The sequence below is a fragment of the Mycolicibacterium cosmeticum genome (assembly GCF_000613185.1).
Classification (GTDB): Bacteria; Actinomycetota; Actinomycetes; order Mycobacteriales; family Mycobacteriaceae; genus Mycobacterium; species Mycobacterium cosmeticum.
The window spans coordinates 1,990,315-2,006,894 of the sequence record NZ_CCBB010000001.1 but is presented as its reverse complement, the minus strand read 5'-3'; the positions used below and the strand labels follow the sequence as shown (position 1 = coordinate 2,006,894).

General features: G+C 69.2%; 16 protein-coding genes. 13 read left to right on the top strand and 3 right to left on the bottom strand.

All coding sequences use genetic code 11. The annotated features are described in order from the left end of the window. The 4 genes from BN977_RS09565 to BN977_RS09550 all read left to right on the top strand — a co-directional run bounded on the left by BN977_RS09565 (position 1) and on the right by BN977_RS09550 (position 4,559). Positions 1 to 867 (top strand): rhomboid family intramembrane serine protease, encoded by an 867-nt coding sequence (locus BN977_RS09565; RefSeq protein WP_036397345.1) that lies wholly within the window; start codon positions 1 to 3, stop codon positions 865 to 867. A gap of 96 nt (positions 868 to 963) precedes the next feature. Then, complete coding sequence (locus BN977_RS09560) at positions 964 to 1,824, top strand: type IV toxin-antitoxin system AbiEi family antitoxin (protein WP_036397343.1); 861 nt, start codon at positions 964 to 966, stop codon at positions 1,822 to 1,824. A 110-nt stretch (positions 1,825 to 1,934) separates the two neighbouring features. Continuing rightward, the gene (locus BN977_RS09555) at positions 1,935 to 2,549 is read left to right on the top strand and encodes an ATP-binding cassette domain-containing protein (RefSeq protein WP_051561219.1); all 615 of its coding nucleotides are present in this window, start codon (positions 1,935 to 1,937) and stop codon (positions 2,547 to 2,549) included. 15 nt (positions 2,550 to 2,564) lie between these two features. Next, positions 2,565 to 4,559: a YhgE/Pip domain-containing protein gene (locus BN977_RS09550; protein ID WP_036397338.1), complete on the top strand. Its 1,995-nt coding sequence runs from the start codon at positions 2,565 to 2,567 to the stop codon at positions 4,557 to 4,559. Here the strand turns inward: BN977_RS09550 and BN977_RS09545 are convergent. Further along, positions 4,546 to 6,051 (bottom strand): acetyl-coenzyme A carboxylase carboxyl transferase subunits beta/alpha, encoded by a 1,506-nt coding sequence (locus tag BN977_RS09545; RefSeq protein ID WP_036397337.1) that lies wholly within the window; start codon positions 6,049 to 6,051, stop codon positions 4,546 to 4,548. The genes BN977_RS09550 and BN977_RS09545 overlap by 14 nt on opposite strands. Before the next feature lie 121 nt (positions 6,052 to 6,172). Here BN977_RS09545 and BN977_RS09540 point away from each other — a divergent pair, with 121 nt between their 5' ends. Genes BN977_RS09540 through BN977_RS09510 form a run of 7 tightly spaced genes read left to right on the top strand, consistent with a single transcriptional unit; the run spans position 6,173 to position 13,448 of the window. Further along, positions 6,173 to 6,907, top strand: a complete 735-nt coding sequence (locus BN977_RS09540; protein WP_036397336.1) for an enoyl-CoA hydratase — start codon at positions 6,173 to 6,175, stop codon at positions 6,905 to 6,907. Beyond that, the gene (locus tag BN977_RS09535) at positions 6,907 to 8,022 is read left to right on the top strand and encodes an MBL fold metallo-hydrolase (RefSeq protein ID WP_036397335.1); all 1,116 of its coding nucleotides are present in this window, start codon (positions 6,907 to 6,909) and stop codon (positions 8,020 to 8,022) included. Before BN977_RS09540 ends, BN977_RS09535 begins: the two co-directional genes overlap by 1 nt. A gap of 11 nt (positions 8,023 to 8,033) precedes the next feature. Further along, positions 8,034 to 9,599 (top strand): serine hydrolase, encoded by a 1,566-nt coding sequence (locus BN977_RS09530; protein ID WP_036397334.1) that lies wholly within the window; start codon positions 8,034 to 8,036, stop codon positions 9,597 to 9,599. Next, complete coding sequence (locus BN977_RS09525) at positions 9,596 to 12,004, top strand: cation-translocating P-type ATPase (protein ID WP_036397333.1); 2,409 nt, start codon at positions 9,596 to 9,598, stop codon at positions 12,002 to 12,004. Before BN977_RS09530 ends, BN977_RS09525 begins: the two co-directional genes overlap by 4 nt. Positions 12,005 to 12,013: 9 nt before the next feature. Then, complete coding sequence (locus tag BN977_RS09520) at positions 12,014 to 12,199, top strand: antitoxin (protein WP_024451988.1); 186 nt, start codon at positions 12,014 to 12,016, stop codon at positions 12,197 to 12,199. Next, a complete protein-coding gene (locus BN977_RS09515) occupies positions 12,200 to 12,631 on the top strand; it encodes a type II toxin-antitoxin system Rv0910 family toxin (RefSeq protein ID WP_036397332.1) in 432 nt (143 codons plus the stop codon). A 58-nt stretch (positions 12,632 to 12,689) separates the two neighbouring features. Beyond that, the gene (locus BN977_RS09510) at positions 12,690 to 13,448 is read left to right on the top strand and encodes a VOC family protein (protein WP_036397331.1); all 759 of its coding nucleotides are present in this window, start codon (positions 12,690 to 12,692) and stop codon (positions 13,446 to 13,448) included. Here the strand turns inward: BN977_RS09510 and BN977_RS09505 are convergent. Both BN977_RS09505 and BN977_RS09500 read right to left on the bottom strand, forming a co-directional pair. After that, complete coding sequence (locus BN977_RS09505) at positions 13,426 to 15,075, bottom strand: NAD-binding protein (RefSeq protein WP_036397329.1); 1,650 nt, start codon at positions 15,073 to 15,075, stop codon at positions 13,426 to 13,428. The genes BN977_RS09510 and BN977_RS09505 overlap by 23 nt on opposite strands. An 11-nt stretch (positions 15,076 to 15,086) precedes the next feature. After that, the gene (locus BN977_RS09500; RefSeq protein WP_036397326.1) at positions 15,087 to 15,533 is read right to left on the bottom strand and encodes a cupin domain-containing protein; all 447 of its coding nucleotides are present in this window, start codon (positions 15,531 to 15,533) and stop codon (positions 15,087 to 15,089) included. A 42-nt stretch (positions 15,534 to 15,575) separates the two neighbouring features. Between BN977_RS09500 and BN977_RS09495 the strand changes: the two genes are divergently transcribed. Next, on the top strand, positions 15,576 to 15,992 hold the full coding sequence (locus BN977_RS09495) for a hypothetical protein (protein WP_036397323.1): 417 nt from the start codon (positions 15,576 to 15,578) through the stop codon (positions 15,990 to 15,992). Next, on the top strand, positions 15,989 to 16,570 hold the full coding sequence (locus BN977_RS09490) for a GNAT family N-acetyltransferase (protein ID WP_036397322.1): 582 nt from the start codon (positions 15,989 to 15,991) through the stop codon (positions 16,568 to 16,570). The genes BN977_RS09495 and BN977_RS09490 overlap by 4 nt, the downstream gene beginning before the upstream one ends. Positions 16,571 to 16,580 lie beyond the last annotated feature (10 nt).

Sequence of the window (16,580 nt, the reverse complement as noted above, 5' to 3'; positions counted from 1 at the left end):
ATGACCGTCCCACCGCAGCAGGCACCGGTCTGCTACCGGCACCCCAATCGGCCGTCCTATATCCGGTGCACCCGCTGCGGCCGCTACATCTGCCCGGACTGCATGCGGGACGCGGCCGTCGGGCACCAATGCGTGGAATGCGTCAACGCCGGCGCGGCCACCGTGCGGCAGGTCGAGGGGCGTTTCGGCGGCCGGCCGGCCGGGGACACCCCGTACGTCACGTACACGCTGATCGCGATCAACGTGCTGATGTTCGTCCTGCAGGTGGCCGCCCCCGATATCGAGAGCCGCCTGACGCTGTGGCCCCCGGCCGTCGCCAGCGGCGAGTACTACCGCCTGATCACGTCGGCCTTCCTGCACTACGGCCTCGCGCACATCCTGTTCAACATGTGGGCGCTGTACGTCATCGGCCCGCCGCTGGAGCGGCTGCTCGGCCGCGCCCGTTACGGGACGCTGTACGGGCTGTCCGCGCTGGGCGGTTCGGTGCTGGTATTCCTGATCGCGCCGCTGAACACGGCCACCGCCGGCGCGTCGGGCGCGGTGTTCGGATTGTTCGGCGCCACGTTCGTGGTGGCCCGCAAACTGCGGCTCGACGTCAAATGGGTGGTCGGGCTGATCGTGCTGAACCTGGCGTTCACCTTCGTCGGCCCCCTGATGGGCTCGGGTGCGATCAGCTGGCAGGGCCACCTGGGCGGCCTGCTGACCGGCGGCGTGGTGTCGGCCGGATTGGTGTATGCCCCACGCGCCCAACGGAATCTGATCCAAACCTCGCTGGCCGTGGGGCTGCTGGCACTGTTCGCGGTGTTGATCTGGTGGCGCAGCATGAGTCTGCTGAGCATGTTCGGCGGCTATCTGCACGGCGGTTAGTGCGGCGCCATCCACAGTTGCCGGTTCATCCACAGATCGCCGGCATGACCGTGGGCGACGCGGCGTGCCGTCGTCGGCCCGCGCGACCATCCGGCGATGGACGATGCTGTGCTGGGGCCAGAAGCGCTGGCCTCCGGTCGACTCACCCGCAGTCAGCTGCGCTGGAGGTACACGGTGGCCCACCCCCGGGTCTATGTTCGCAAGGGCGCACCGCCGGATCTGTATACGAACACCGTCGCCGCCTGGTTGTGGAGTGATCGCCGCGCGGTGATCGCGGGTCGCGCCGCCGCCGCGCTGCATGGCGCGCACTGGGTGGACGCAAAAGCGCCCATCGAACTGATCACCGAGCACCGGCGGCCTCGACCAGGAATCATCGTGCGTGAGGAACGCCTTGCTCCGGACGAGATCTGCGCCATGGGTGATCTGCGGGTCACCGCCCCTGCTCGCACCGCCCTGGACCTCGCGCGTTTTCTGCCTCGCGACGAGGCGGTGCAACATCTGGACGCCCTGGCGCGAGCGACGCGCGTAAGCGCTGCGCAAGTCCTCGGGCTGGCGGCTCGTTATCCGGGATTGCGTGGAATTCGGCAAGCTCGAACGGCATTGGCCCTGATGGACGCCGGAGCCCAGTCACCGAGGGAAACCGCGCTGCGCCTGCTACTCGTCGACGAGGGCTTTCCGCGGCCGGTCACCCAGATAGCGGTGAGCGACGGCTTCAACACCGCCTATCTCGATATGGGTTGGGAGGAACCCAGGATCGGACTGGAGTACGACGGCCGACAACACCACACCGACCGGCGACAGTGGGTCCAAGACATCGGCCGCAACGAGTTGATCGCGGCGCAGGGCTGGATCAACGTGCACGTCGTGGCCGAACACGGCCGACGATTCATCGTGCGTCGAGTGCGCGAAGCGTTCGCGCGACGCGGGGTTCCACCGTTTTCTGCGCCAGGGTCGTAAACCGAGCGCATCAGCAGCCCTGACGTGGAAAACGGCGCCGCCGGCCGCGGGTGTGTTGAGATGGCTCAGTGGCAGAAGCAGCTTCGGCAGTCACCGCCCGCGGTATCACGATGCGAGGGCCTTGGGGCCCGGTCTACGGCCCGATCGACCTGGACGTCGAGGCCGGCGGGGTCAGCGTGCTGGTCCATCCGACCGGCACCGGCCGCACCGCCCTGCTGATGACGCTGGCCGGGCGGATGAAACCCGTGCAAGGGCAGGTCACGGTGTTCGGGCGGAGCACCGCCAGGGAGATCTTCGCGGTATCGGCGCTGGCCTGCATCGACGAACTGGACCGGGTCGCCGAATCGGTGACGGTGCGTGACCTGGTCACCGAGCAGATGCGCTGGGACGCGTCCTGGTATCGCTTCATCGGCCAGGCCGGCGCCGACGACCTCGCACGGTTGTGCGCCCCGGTGTTCGGTGATGTGCCACTGCCGTCGCTGACCGCCTATTTCGACGAGCTGTCCGAACTCGAGCAGACCCTGATGCGGATCGCGTTGGCCAATACCGCGGCGCCACCGCTGCTCGTGGTCGGCAACCTCGACCACATCACCGACGACGGGAACCGCGAGATCGTGCTGCAGCGCCTCATCGCGCTGGGGGAGAACCAAACCGTCGTCACCGCAACCGTCAACGGCGTCGCCGACGAACGGGTCCGTGCCCAGCTCAACGTGGGGAGTGAGTAAGCCGTGCTTGCCGGAATGTCTCTTGGCACCGATCTCAAGCGGTTCTCCCGGGGTGCGTTGCCGCGCATCGCGCTGGTGACCGTCATCCTGATGCCGCTGCTGTACGGGGCGATGTACCTGTGGGCCTTCTGGAACCCGTTCAACGAGGTGAACAAGATCCCGGTGGCCCTGGTCAACGAGGACACCGGCGCGAACGTGGACGGCCAGCAAATCCACGCCGGCGCGGAAGTGGCCGACGCCCTTGTCGATTCGGGGCAGCTGCAGCTGCACCGGGTGTCGGCCGCCGAGGCCGCGGCCGGGGTGTCCAGCGGCAAGTACTACTTCTCGGTGACGCTGCCCCAGGACTTCAGCGCCGATATCGCCTCCCCGTCGGGCGGGTCGCCCGAGCAGGCGCAGATCCGGTTCACCTTCAACGACGCGAACAACTACCTGGGCTCGATCATCGGGCAGAACGCCGCCCGCGAGGTGATCAACCAGGTGAACGCGAGCATCGGGCAGCGCACCCTGGGCACGGTGCTGACCGGGCTGACCGACGCGGGGGCGGGGCTGGTCAAGGCCGCCGACGGAGCCGGGCAGCTGGCGGCGGGCACCGCGGCCGCCGACGACGGCGCGCACAAACTGGCCGACGGTGCCGGCGCGCTGACCGCGGGCTTGGTGACCGCCCGGGACGGCTCGGCGCAGCTGGCCGCCGGCACCCGGCAGCTGGCCGGCTCGGTCGACACCGCCACCGGTCCGCTGATCACCATGCTGGACCGGGTCGGCGATCTGGGGCTTGACCCCGACGAGGTCGGCTTCCTGGCGTCCCGGCTCTCCGGTGCGGTGCGCTCGACCACCGACCGCATCGCCGCGCTCAACATCGACCAGGCGCAGGCCGCGGCGATCGTCGACCAGACCGTCGGCATGCTGCAGGCCAACCCCGACCCGACGGTACGCGACGCCGGTGACGTGCTGGCCGGCGCGCAGCGGCTGTTGCGGGCCAAGGGCATCGACCCCACCACCGACGACGGCCTGAACAAGTTGCGCGACAGCGCAACCCGACTGGAAAACGAGCTGGGCGACCCGAACAGCAAGCTGCGGGTGTTCCTCACCCGCGCACTCAACGGCGGGCTGCGCGCCGATGTGGTCAAACTGCGCGACGGGGTGCATCAACTGGACAACGGCGCCCGCAAACTGAACGGCGGGCTGGTGCAACTGGCCAACGGCGGCAGCCAATTGTCCACCGGGGCAACGCAGCTGGCCGCGGGCACCAGCAAGCTGCGGGACGGCAGCCAAGAACTGGCGACCAAACTGAAAGAAGGGTCCACCCAGGTGCCGTCCTGGACACCCCAGCAGCGCACGCAGGTGGCCAAGACCCTGGCCGCGCCGGTGGCGCTGGACATCGAGACCCACAACGCCGCGGCGACGTTCGGCACCGGCTTCGCGCCGTTCTTCCTGCCGCTGGCGCTGTTCATCGGCGCACTGATCATCTGGATGCTGCTCAAGCCGATGCAGTCCCGGCCCATCGTCAACGGCCTCGGCGCGTTGCGGGTGGTGCTGGCCTCGTACTGGCCGGCCCTGCTCATCACGGTGTGCCAGGTGGCGGTGATGTACCTGGTGGTGCACTTCGGCGTCGGGTTGAATGCCCGCTACCCGATCGCGACGGTGGGCTTCCTGCTGCTGATCGTGGCCACCTTCCTGGCGTTGATCCAGGCGTTCAACGCGCTGTTCGGGGTGTCGGTCGGCCGGGTGGTGACGCTGGCTTTCCTGATGCTCCAACTGGTTTCGGCCGGCGGAATCTATCCGGTGGAGACCACCGCCAAACCGTTCCAGATACTGCACCCCGTCGACCCGATGACGTATGCCGTCAACGGCCTGCGTCAACTCATCGCCGGCGGGATCGACTCGCGGTTGTGGGTCGCGATCGCGGTGCTCTCCGGGGTGCTGGTGGTGTCGCTGGCGGCCAGTTCGTTCGCGGCTCGAAGAGACCGGCAGTACACCATGGAGCGGCTGAAACCGCCTATCGAGGTGTGAGCCCGATCTGCCGATAGCGGTGCAGCCGCAGGCCGAGCCGTTCGGCCTCGGGCATGGTGCGCAACCGGTGCAGTTCGCCGGCGATGGTCGCCGACAACCTGGCGGTGAAGGCCAGCGGCTCGTCGGCCGCGTCGTTGCGTTCGTCGACGATGACGTCCACGATCCCGTTGCGTAGCAGGTCTGCCGATCGAATGCCTTGTGCCGCAGATAGTTCCGGGGCATGGCTGGTGTCGCGGAAGACGATGGCGCTGGCCCCTTCCGGCGGCAACGGCGCCAGCCAGCCGTGCTGGGCGGCCAGCACCCGGTCGGCGGGCACCATGGCCAGCGCCGGGCCGCCGCTGCCCTGACCCAGCAGCACCGACACCGTCGGGGTGTCCAGCGTCACCAATTCGGCCAGGCAGCGGGCGATCTCACCGGCCAGCCCGCCCTGTTCGGCCTCCGCCGACAGTGCCGGGCCGCTGGTGTCGATGATCGAGACCAACGGCAGCCGCAGCCCCACCGCCAGCGCCATCCCGCGCCGGGCCTCCCGCAGCGCAGCCGGACCCAGCGTCCCCATCCGCTGCTGACCGAGGACCACGGCCGGCTGGCCGCCGAACCGGGTCAGTGCCAGCAGCATCTGCCCGGACTCACTCCCGCTGCCGATTCCCCGGTCGCTGCGCTCCTGCCCGCCGGAACCCGACAGCGGGACCGGGTCGGTGCTGCCGTGCCGCAGCACGAACTCGGCGTTGGGGCGGTCGGGGCGCCGCGATGCCGTCACCGACTCCCACGCCGGGATGTCCGGGATCGGCTGCAACTCGGGTGCCTCGGGGGCCGGCCCGGGCGGATCGCACAGCACCGAGAGCGTGCGGTCGAGCACCCCGCGCAGGGCCTGCACCGGGACCACGCCGTCGATCACCCCGTGCCGGAACAGGTTCTCCGCGGTCTGCACCCCTTCGGGGAACGGCTCACCGTAGAGATGCTCGTAGACCCGGGGCCCCAGGAAGCCAATCAGGGCGCCCGGTTCGGCGGCCGTGACATGCCCGAGTGACCCCCAGGACGCGAAGACGCCGCCGGTGGTGGGGTGGCGCAGATAGACGATGTAGGGCAGGTGCGCGCGCTTGTGCAGTTCGACGGCCGCGGCGATCTTCACCATCTGCAGGAAGGCCACGGTGCCCTCCTGCATCCGGGTGCCGCCCGAACTGGGGGAGGCCAGCAGCGGCAGCCGCTCGGCGGTGGCCCGCTGGATCGCCGCGGTGATCCGCTCGGCCGCGGCCACCCCGATGGACCCGGCCAGGAAGTCGAACTCGCAGGCCAGGACCGCCACGCGGCGGCCCCGCACGGTGCCCTCGCCGGTGATCACCGACTCGTCCAGCCCGGAGCGGGCCCGCGCGTCGTCCAGTTCCTTGCGGTAGGCCGCCGAGGTGGGCACCTGCAGCGGCGGGGCGTCCCAGCTGCGGAACGAGCCCCAGTCGAGGACGGCGTCGCGGACTGCGAGGGCTGGGCTGCGGCTCACAGGATGAGGGTAGTCGGGCGCGGGTGTGCGGATTCATACGCGACCCGCCGACCGCGGCGGATGGGGACGCACAAACCCGGCCCCAGGGAGCTGCCGGACGAACCTATATAGGCTGGCGACCATGATCGGTGTGACGCGGGACGGCAAAGTCCTGACCCTGGAAATGCAGCGCGCCGAGCGGCGCAATGCGCTCAACGGCGCACTCGTCGACGGGCTGCGCGAAGAGATCGAGAAAGCCGGTGCACTGGATGTCCGGGCCATCGTCCTCACCGGGCAGGGCACCGTGTTCAGCGCTGGCGCCGACCTGTCCGACGCCGAGGGGGTGGCCAAGGACCTGCCGGACAAGGCGCTGGCGCTCAACCTCGCGATCGACGCCAGCCCGGTGCCGATCATCGCCGCGCTCAACGGCCCGGCGATCGGCGCCGGTGTCATCCTGGCGATGATCTGCGATCTGCGGGTGGCAGCACCCGGTGCCTACTTCCAGTTCCCGATCGCCAAATACGGCTTGGCCCTGGACAACTGGAGCATCCGCCGGCTCGTCTCGCTGGTTGGTCACGGCCGGGCCCGCGGCATGCTGATCGCCGCTGAACGGCTGGACCTGGAGACCGCGCTGATGACCGGGATGGTCAACCGGACCGGCACCCTGGCCGACGCGCAGGAATGGGCGGCCGAGATCGCCGGCTACGCGCCGCTGTCCATCGCCCACTCCAAGCGGGTGCTCAACGACGACGGCGCCTACGACAACGTGCGCGGTGACCACACCCGGATGTTCAACAAGGCCTGGGCCAGCCCGGACGTCATCGAAGCCCAGGTCGCCCGCTTCGAGAAACGACCGCCCAACTTCCAGGGTGCGTGATGATCGCCGAAGCGGCCCGGGTGTTCGGTGGCACCGCGGCGCTGGTGGCCGGCGGATGGGTGCTGCGCGCACTGCGCGGCGCACCCGAGTCGCTGGGTGCCGCCGATATCGGCAGCGCGGCGAAGGCGTCCCCGAACTACCACGGCGGCACGTTCGTCAACCGCGAACCGGCCTCCGAGGTGCAGCTGACCCGGCAGGAACAGTGGTTGCTCGTCCGTGACCTGCTGTCCGGGGGACAACGCCAGCGCCCGGCCGGCGAGATCCCCCTGATCCGGCCGACCTCGACCGCCCCGGCCACCGACCTGGCGGCCACCTGGTACGGCCACTCCTCGGTGGTCATCGAGGTCGACGGCTATCGGGTGCTGGCCGACCCGGTGTGGAGCGAGCGCTGCTCGCCGTCCCGCGCGGTCGGGCCGCAGCGGCTGCACCCCGTGCCGGCGGAGTTGGACGCACTGCCCGCCATCGACGCGGTGATCATCAGCCACGACCACTACGACCACCTGGACATCGACACCATCAAGGGCCTGGCCCGGTCCCAGCGGGCCAAGTTCTATGTCCCGCTCGGGATCGGCGCGCACCTGCGCATCTGGGGGATCCCGCCGGAACGGATCGTCGAACTGGACTGGGACGAGAGCGCGACGCTGGGCGAGCTCACCCTGGTCTGCACCCCGGCCCGGCACTTCTCGGGCCGGTTCTTGACCCGCAACACCACGCTGTGGTCGTCGTGGGCGGTGATCGGGCCGCGGCACCGCGCCTTCTTCGGCGGTGACACCGGCTACACCAACGGCTTCGCCGCGATCGGCACCGACTACGGCCCGTTCGACCTGACGCTGATGCCGATCGGGGCGTATCACCCCGGCTGGCCCGATATCCACATGAACCCCGAAGACGCCGTGCGCGCCCACCGCGACGTCACCGACACCGGCCTGTTCGTGCCGATCCACTGGGCCACCTTCCGGCTGGCGCCGCACCCGTGGTCCGAACCCGTCGAGCGGCTGCTGACCGCCGCATCGGCCGAAGGGGTGACGGTGGCGGCGCCGAAACCGGGGCAGCGGGTGGACGCCGCCGCGACGGGGCGGCCGATAGACACGTGGTGGCGGGCGTTGAGCGGCTAGCGTGCTTGCCTGTGAGACGCATATTGCTGGGCATCGCGGTGGTGGCGCTGCTGGCCGGCTGCGCCGCGCCGCGGCCCGCTGACGCCCCGAAACCGCCGGCGCCCGGGGTACCGCCCCCGCTGGTCCCGGCAATGCCCTTGCCCGACAATGCCGTCGAGAACGCCGTCGGCAAGCTGGACGGCATCGCCGAGGAGCTGATGCGCACCTCGGGCATTCCCGGCCTCGCGGTCGCGGTGGTGCACGGCGGAAAAACGGTGTACGCCAAAGGCTTCGGCGTCAAAGACAACAGCGCCGGTGACGGTGCGGCCAACAAGGTGGGGCCGGACACCGTCTTCCAACTGGCCTCGGTGTCCAAATCGCTGAGCGCCACCGTGGTGGCCCACCAGGTCGGCGAGCGCACGATCGGCTGGGACACCCCCGTCGTCGACAAGCTGCCGTGGTTCGCGCTGTCGGATCCCGCCGTCACCCGCATGGTGACCGTCGGCGACCTGTTCTCCCACCGCTCCGGCCTGCCCGACCACGCCGGGGACCTGCTCGAAGATCTGGGCTATGACCGCCGGGCGGTACTGGAGAAGCTGCGCCAACTGCCGCTGGACCCGTTCCGGATCTCCTACGCCTACACCAACTTCGGTCTGACCGCCGGCGCCGAGGCGGTGGCCGCGGCGGCGGGGCGGCCGTGGGACCAACTGGGCCAGGACGCGCTGTTCGGCCCGCTCGGCATGAGTTCCACCAGTTTCCGGTTCGCCGATTACCAAGCCCGTAAGGACCGCGCCGTCGGGCACATCCGCATCGACGGCGGGTATCAGCCGAAGTTCGTCCGCGACGCCGACCAACAGGCGCCGGCCGGTGGCGCCAGCTCGTCGGTCAACGACATGACGCACTGGCTGGCCATGGTGCTGGCGAACGGCAGCTTCGGTGGCCGCCCCATCGTGGACCCGAAGGCGCTGCTGCCCGCGCTCAGTCCCCAGGTGGTGTCGAATCCGCCCGCGGAACCCGCGATGCGTACGGGCTCTTACGGTTTCGGGTTCAACGTCGGGACCACTTCGGCGGCGCGGGTTGAACTCAGTCATTCCGGTGCGTTCCAGCTCGGCGCCGGGACCAACATCCTGCTGCTGCCGTCCGCCGACGTGGGGATCGTCGCGCTGACCAACGCCACCCCGTCCGGTGTCGCCGAGGCGCTGACCGCCGAATTCGCCGACCTGGTCCAGTTCGGTGCGGTGCGTGAGGATTGGTACGGGTTGTATCACCCCGCGTTGTCGGCGCTCTCGGAACCGGTCGGGTCGTTGGTGGGGCAGCAGCCGCCGGCGCACCCCGCTCCCGCGCAACCCTTGTCGAGTTTCGTCGGCGCCTACCGCAACGTGTACTGGGGTCCGGCCGTCGTGGCGGAGCGCGACGGCCGACTCACCCTGACACTGGGGCCGCGCGGGGACACCGTCGACCTGACGCACTGGGACGGCAACACGTTCACCTTCGCGATGATCACCGAGAATTCGCCGCCGGGCAGCATTTCCAAGGCCACCTTCGACGGGCCGAAGCTCACGCTGGAGTACTACGACGAGGCGGTATTCACCAAATGACGACAGTCATCAGCGGCCTCTCCGACACCGAGGTCGCCCAGCGGGTGGCTGACGGGCACACCAACGACGTGCCCACCCGCGCCGCGCGCAGCGTGTCGGAGATCGTGCGCGCCAACGTGTTCACCCGCATCAACGCGATTCTCGGCGTGCTGTTCGCCATCGTGCTGGCCACCGGCTCGGTGATCAACGGCTTGTTCGGCTTGCTGATCGTCGCGAACTCGGCCATCGGCATCATCCAGGAACTGCGCGCCAAGCAGACCCTGGACCGGCTGGCGATCGTCGGGCAGACGAAACCGTTGGTGCGCAGGCAATCCGGCACCAGAGAACTCGCCCCCAACGAGGTCGTGCTCGACGACATCATCGAACTGGGCCCCGGGGACCAGATCATCGTCGACGGGGAGGTGCTGGAGGAGACCAACCTCGAGGTGGACGAGTCGCTGCTCACCGGCGAAGCCGACCCCATCCAGAAAGATGCCGGCGATCACGTCATGTCCGGCAGTTTCGTGGTGGCCGGCAGCGGGGCCTACCGGGCCACCAAGGTGGGGCGCGAGGCTTACGCGGCCAAACTGGCCGAGGAGGCCAGCAAGTTCACCCTGGTCAAATCCGAATTGCGCAGCGGTATCAACAAGATCCTGCAGTTCATCACCTACCTGCTGTGGCCTGCCGGCGCGCTGATCATCTACACGCAGCTATTCACCACCGACGTCGGTTGGCGGGAATCGGTGCTGCGCATGGTCGGGGCGCTGGTGCCGATGGTCCCCGAGGGCCTGGTGCTGATGACCTCGATCGCGTTCGCCGTGGGCGTGGTGCGGCTGGGCCGCCGGCAGTGCCTGGTGCAAGAGCTGCCCGCCATCGAGGGCCTGGCCCGCGTCGACGTGGTGTGCGCCGACAAGACCGGCACGCTGACCGAGAACGGTATGCGGGTCAGCGATCTCAAGTCTTTGAACGCCGGCGGGCAAGAGCGCAGCGACCGGGGGATTGGCACAGAGGATGTGGCCGCGGTGCTGGCCCAGCTGGCCGCCGACGACGCCCGCCCCAACGCCAGCATGGCCGCCATCGCCGAGGCCTACAAGATGCCGCCGGGCTGGATTCAGACCGCGTCGGCCCCGTTCAAGTCCGCCACCAAGTGGAGCGGTGCCTCCTACGGCGCACACGGCAACTGGGTGATCGGCGCCCCCGACGTGCTGCTCGATCCGGTGTCCGCCGAAGCCGAACAAGCCGAACGGATCGGGGCGCAAGGCCTGCGGGTGCTGCTGCTCGGGTCCTCGGACCGGTCCGTCGACGCGGTGGATGCCCCCGGCACCGTCACCCCCGTCGCGTTGGTCGTGCTGGAACAACGGGTCCGGCCCGACGCCCGGGACACGCTGGATTACTTTGCCTCGCAGAAGGTCTCGGTGAAGGTGATCTCCGGCGACAACGCGGTGTCGGTCGGTGCGGTGGCCGGCACGCTGGGCCTGCACGGGGAAACCCTCGATGCCCGCCGGTTGCCCCAGGAACCGGATCAACTGGCCGACGCCCTGGACGAATACACCACCTTCGGCCGGGTCCGCCCCGACCAGAAGCGCGCCATGGTGCACGCCCTGCAGTCGCGCGGGCACACCGTCGCGATGACCGGTGACGGTGTCAACGACGTGCTCGCACTCAAGGACGCCGATATCGGCGTGGCCATGGGATCGGGCAGTTCGGCCTCACGCGCGGTGGCGCAGATCGTGTTGCTGGACAACAAGTTCGCCACCCTGCCCTACGTGGTCGGCGAGGGCCGGCGGGTGATCGGCAATATCGAACGGGTCTCCAACCTGTTCCTCACCAAGACGGTGTACTCGGTGCTGCTGGCGGCGCTGGTGGGCATTGGCGGGCTGTCGGCCAAGATCTTCGGCTCCGATCCGCTGCTGTACCCGTTCCAGCCGATCCACGTCACCATCGCCGCCTGGTTCACCATCGGCATCCCGGCGTTCATCCTGTCGCTGGCGCCCAACAACGAGCGGGCCCATTCCGGCTTCGTCCGCCGGGTGATGACCTCGGCGCTGCCCAACGGCGTCGTCGTCGGGGTGGCCACCTTCGTCTGCTACCTGCTGGCGTATCAGGGCCGCAATGCCACGCCCGCCGAGCAGACCCAGGCGTCCACGGCCGCGCTGATCACCCTGCTGGTGGGAGCGGTGTGGGTGCTGGCCGTGGTGGCCCGCCCCTATCAGTGGTGGCGGGTGGCGCTGGTGGTGGTGTCCGCGCTGGCCTACGTGGTCATCTTCGCGCTCCCGCTGGCCCAGGAGAAGTTCATGCTTGATCCCAGCAATGCCGCGCTGACGTCGATGGCGCTGGGTATCGGTGTGGTGGCGGCCACGGTGGTCGAGGTGTTGTGGTGGGTTCAGGGCCGACTGTCCGGCGAGCCCCGCAAACTGTGGCGATAAGGTGAGTCCATGAGTTTTCTGGACAAGGCGAAGAACCTGATCGCCGAGAACGCGGACAAGGTGGACGCCGCGATCGACAAGGTCGGCGACATCGTGGACGAGAAGACCGGCGACAAGTACCAGGGCATCGTGGACAAGGCGCAGGAAGCGGCCAAGAACGCGGCGCACAACATCGACCCCACCCCCCAGGCGTAGATGGCCAAGCTATCCGTTTCCATCGATGTCCCGCTGGCCCCGGAAAAGGCGTGGGAAGCCGCGTCGGATCTGTCCCGGTTCAAGGAATGGCTGAGCATCCACCGGGTGTGGCGCTCGCCGCTGCCCGACACCCTGGAAAAAGGCACCCGGATCGACTCGATCGTCGAGGTCAAGGGCATGGCCAACCGGGTGAACTGGACGATCGTGAACTACAAGCCGCCGGAGTCGATGACCCTCAACGGGGACGGCAAGGGTGGGGTGAAGGTCAAGCTGATCGCCAGGGTGAAGCCGGTGACCGACGGGTCGGCGGTGCAGTTGGACATCCACCTGGGCGGGCCGGCGTTGTTCGGGCCGATCGGCATGGTGGTGGCCGCCTCGCTGCGCTCCGATATTCAGGAGTCGCTGAACCAGTTCAAGGTGCTGTTCTCCTAGAGCGTTCGCACAAACCCGCCCGCGATGAGTTTCGCGTCGCCGGCCGGTCAACACCGGCATGACTACTCCACTCGGCGCACCCTGCTGGATCGACCTGACCACCTCGGACATCGAGGCGGCCCAACGCTTCTACGGCACCGTCTTCGGCTGGACGTTCGAAGGCTCCGGTCCCGAATACGGCGGTTATGTCACGGCCTTCGTCGACGGCAAGCCCGTCGCGGGGCTGATGTCCAACGATCCGCAGTGGGGCATGCCGGATCGCTGGAACACCTACCTGCACACCGCCGACGTGGACGCCACCCTGGCCAAGGTCACCGCCGCCGGCGGGAACACCTGCGGCGGCGCCATGGACATCCCGGCCAAAGGCCGGATGGCGATGGTGTCGGATCCCAGTGGCGGGGTGGTGGGTCTGTGGCAGCCCACCGGTCACCTGGGCACCGAGGTCACCGGTGTCGCCGGGGCGCCGGTGTGGCATCAGCTGACGACGCTGGACTTCGCCAAGGTGCTCGACTTCTACGTGCAGGTGTTCGGCTGGCAGACCGAGGTCACCGGGGACACCGACGAATTCCGCTACAGCACGGCCGTATTCGACGGACAGCAGCTGCTCGGCGTGATGGACGGCACCGCGTTCATGGCGGCCGGCGAACCGTCGAACTGGTTCTTCTTCCTGGGCGCCGAGGACGTGGACAAGACCCAGCAGCTGATCGTCGACAACGGCGGCGCCGTGGTGCGCGAGGCCGAGGACACCCCGTACGGCCGGCTGGCCGCGGTCACCGACCCGACCGGGGCGGGCTTCAACCTGTCGTCGCTGTCGTAGCCTGGCCCTTGCTCAAGGTGGCCAGCAGTTCCCGGTAGGGGCCCACCAGATACGCGGTGTCACCAGCGCTGAGCTGGGTGTCGCGACGCGGATGCAGCCGCGTCGCGACACCGGGCCGGGTGATCGCGATGACGCGGGTCTGGGTGGACAGGTCGGCCATCCGCACCCCGTCCAGTTCGCTGCCGGTCTCCACCCGGACCCCGCCGACCATGAACGAATGCTGTCCGGCCGAGAAGGTGCCCAACACCTGCAGGCCGAGCGCGGCGCCGATGAACCACGGCGCCGCCAGTTCCACGGTGGAGCGCACATTCTCGAACCCGAAGCGCTGCGCGACCGCCGCGCCCAGCACCCGGTCGTACACCCGCAGCACCACGGTCGTGTCCGGGGCGTGCTCGCGCAGCACGATCCCGGTTTCGATGTTGACCATGTCGTTGGCGGTCAGCACGGCCACCGCGCGGGCGTGCCCCACCCGGGCCGACTCCAGCGTCTCGCGGACGGTGGCGTCGCCGAAGATGATCGGCACGTCGAGGGCGCGGGCGGTGGCCAGGAAGCGGTTGTCCTCGTCGCGTTCGATGACGGCGACGTCGTAGCCGGCCCGCACCAGGTCGTCGACCACCCGGATCCCGAAGGAGCCCAGGCCGACGACGATGACGTGGTCGTGCAGGTGCCGCGCCCGGCGCAGCCCCGCGGATTGGGCGAGGCGGCGCGACAACAGCACGTCGGCGATGAACGCCACCAGGATCGCGGTGGTGGTGACACCGGCGAACATCAGCCCGATACCCCACAGTCGCAGCCAGGCGGGTTGCTCCATGAAGCTGAAATCGCCGTAGCCGACGGTGGCGATGGTCTCGGTGCTGAAATAGAGGGCGTCGATCCAGCTCATTCCCGGCGGTCGCTGATAGGTGTACCGGAGCAACACCGTCGACCCGATCAACAGGGCCAGCGACACCGCCAGCGCGCGATAGAACATCGGGTTGATGTCGTCGCGGACCACCCGCACGGCGTCGGTCAGCCGCCGCAACGGCCGGCGTACCTTGTTGTGCGCCAGCGGTTTCGACACCGCGATGCCCTGGGCGGCCAGTTCGTCGGCGGTGCCGATCATGGCGGTCCAGTCGCCCTCGTGCACGGTGACATCCCGGCCGGGGCAGGCGGTCACCGAGGCGTCGCGGTGGATCACCGCGACCGGGGCCAGGTCGCCGTAGATCTCGCGCAGGGTTCCGGCCCGCGGCACCTCGGTGCCGGAGACGACGAAGTCGATGCCGGCGACCGCGATGGTGTGGGTGGTGCGGGACAGGCAGGCCTCGACCACCGACGGGGCGGCCAGATCGGCGACGTCGAGGATGGCACCGGGACCATTGCCGTACGCCACGGCCTCCCGCAGCACCCCGTTGGCCAGCCGGGCCACCACCCGTACCCGTGGGCTGAGTTGCCGTGCCAGCAGCGCGATTTCGAGGTTGACGGCGTCGTCCTCGCCGACGCAGACCACCGCGGTGGCTGACGGCACGTCGGCGGTGTCCAGGGTGCGCGGGTCCTGCACGGGCACGACGGTGGCGCCGGCGCCGCGCAGTTCACCGGCGATGCGCTCGGCGAGCGCGTCCGCGCCGCACACGATGATGTGCCCCTCCATGCACAGAAAATCTAAGGGTTCGGAGCGGACAGTGCGAAGTCGGCGAAGTCGAAGCCGGGCACCACCACACAGCTGACCAGGCTCGGTTCATCACCTCGGGGGCGCGCCCGCTGCCAATGTCCCGGCGGGACGATCAGCTGGGGTTGTTCGCCGGCGGCGATGTCGGCGCCGAGCAACAGTTCGGAGGCTTCGTCCTGGGTCGGTCCTACCTCCAGGATCAGCGGGCTGCCCCGGTGATACAGCCACAATTCGGCACTGCGCACGGTGTGCCAGGCCGACTGTTGACCGGGCATCAGCAGGAACAGGATCGCCGTGCCCGCGCTGCGGGGCCCGGTGTACTCCGGCGGCAGGGCCGACTGCGGGATGGTCAGCGCGCTGCGCCAGGTCTCGGCGTACCAGCCGCCCTCCGGATGCGGTGCCAAGTCCAGTTGACGAGCCCACTCGGGCAGATCGGTCATGGCAACCCAGACTACGGTGGCCGACCCGATAACCTGAGCCGTATGGCACGTCTGCGTCCCGGCTGGCTGGTGGCACTGTGTGCCTTGGTCGTGGCCGTCAGTGCATGGCTGCCGTGGCTGACCACCCACGGTGGGCGCGCCAGCGCAATCGGCGGGAAGGCCGGCAGCATCGACGTGCCGCCACCCGGATTCGGTGTCGGGCAGCTGATCGTGTTGCTGGCCGCGACGCTGATCGTGGCCGCCGCGATGGCGGCGCGACGATTGTCGCCCCGGCTGGCATCGGCTGCCGCGCTGTCTCTTTCGTTGATCATCGGCGCGCTGATCGGCTGGTACTTCCGGTTGTACGTGCACGCGCCTATCGCCGCCGGATATGGGTTGTACCTGGCCGCCGCGGCGGTGGCCGTCGCGACCGTGCTGTCGGTGCTGGCCATGGTGGTGGCGTGGGGCCAGACGTCATGAGCTTCGTGGCGCCGGTGGTGCTCACCGGGCAACGCTGGGTGAGGCTGGAGCCACTGACCGTCGACCACGTCGACGAGATCGCCGACGCCGCGGCCGACGGTGACCCGGGTGGTCTGTGGTTCACCAGCGCGCCGTCGTCGGAGACGGCCGCGGCCTGGGTGCGCGCCCGGTTATCCGATCGGAACCTCTTCCCGTTCGTGGTGCGCACCCTCGACGGCAGGCTGGTCGGCTCGTCGAGTTATCTGCACATCGACGGGCCGAACCGCCGCCTGGAGATCGGCCACACCTGGTACCGCGCTTCGGTACGCCGCACCGGGGTGAACACCGAGGCCAAGCTGCTGTTGCTGGGTCACGCCTTCGACGAGTTGAACTGTGTGGCAGTGGAATTCCGCACGCACTTCTTCAACTCCACCAGCCGGGCGGCCATCGAGCGACTGGGGGCCAAGCAGGACGGCATCCTGCGCAGCCACCAACTGCTGCCCGACGGGTCGCGGCGCGACACCGTTGTCTATTCGATTCTGGACGTCGAATGGCCTGCGGTGCGCAACAACCTGCGGTTCCGGCTGGACCGGGGGTGAGCCGCCGGGG

Coding starts and splice junctions, on each gene's coding strand:
- BN977_RS09550 (WP_036397338.1), top strand. CDS start 2,565: ATGTCTCTTGGCACCGATCTCAAGCGGTTCTCCCGGGGTGCGTTGCCG.
- BN977_RS09555 (WP_051561219.1), top strand. CDS start 1,935: ATGCGAGGGCCTTGGGGCCCGGTCTACGGCCCGATCGACCTGGACGTC.
- BN977_RS09495 (WP_036397323.1), top strand. CDS start 15,576: ATGGCACGTCTGCGTCCCGGCTGGCTGGTGGCACTGTGTGCCTTGGTC.
- BN977_RS09535 (WP_036397335.1), top strand. CDS start 6,907: ATGATCGCCGAAGCGGCCCGGGTGTTCGGTGGCACCGCGGCGCTGGTG.
- BN977_RS09560 (WP_036397343.1), top strand. CDS start 964: ATGGACGATGCTGTGCTGGGGCCAGAAGCGCTGGCCTCCGGTCGACTC.
- BN977_RS09540 (WP_036397336.1), top strand. CDS start 6,173: ATGATCGGTGTGACGCGGGACGGCAAAGTCCTGACCCTGGAAATGCAG.
- BN977_RS09505 (WP_036397329.1), bottom strand. CDS start 15,075: ATGGAGGGGCACATCATCGTGTGCGGCGCGGACGCGCTCGCCGAGCGC.
- BN977_RS09490 (WP_036397322.1), top strand. CDS start 15,989: ATGAGCTTCGTGGCGCCGGTGGTGCTCACCGGGCAACGCTGGGTGAGG.
- BN977_RS09510 (WP_036397331.1), top strand. CDS start 12,690: ATGACTACTCCACTCGGCGCACCCTGCTGGATCGACCTGACCACCTCG.
- BN977_RS09515 (WP_036397332.1), top strand. CDS start 12,200: ATGGCCAAGCTATCCGTTTCCATCGATGTCCCGCTGGCCCCGGAAAAG.
- BN977_RS09525 (WP_036397333.1), top strand. CDS start 9,596: ATGACGACAGTCATCAGCGGCCTCTCCGACACCGAGGTCGCCCAGCGG.
- BN977_RS09500 (WP_036397326.1), bottom strand. CDS start 15,533: ATGACCGATCTGCCCGAGTGGGCTCGTCAACTGGACTTGGCACCGCAT.
- BN977_RS09565 (WP_036397345.1), top strand. CDS start 1: ATGACCGTCCCACCGCAGCAGGCACCGGTCTGCTACCGGCACCCCAAT.
- BN977_RS09520 (WP_024451988.1), top strand. CDS start 12,014: ATGAGTTTTCTGGACAAGGCGAAGAACCTGATCGCCGAGAACGCGGAC.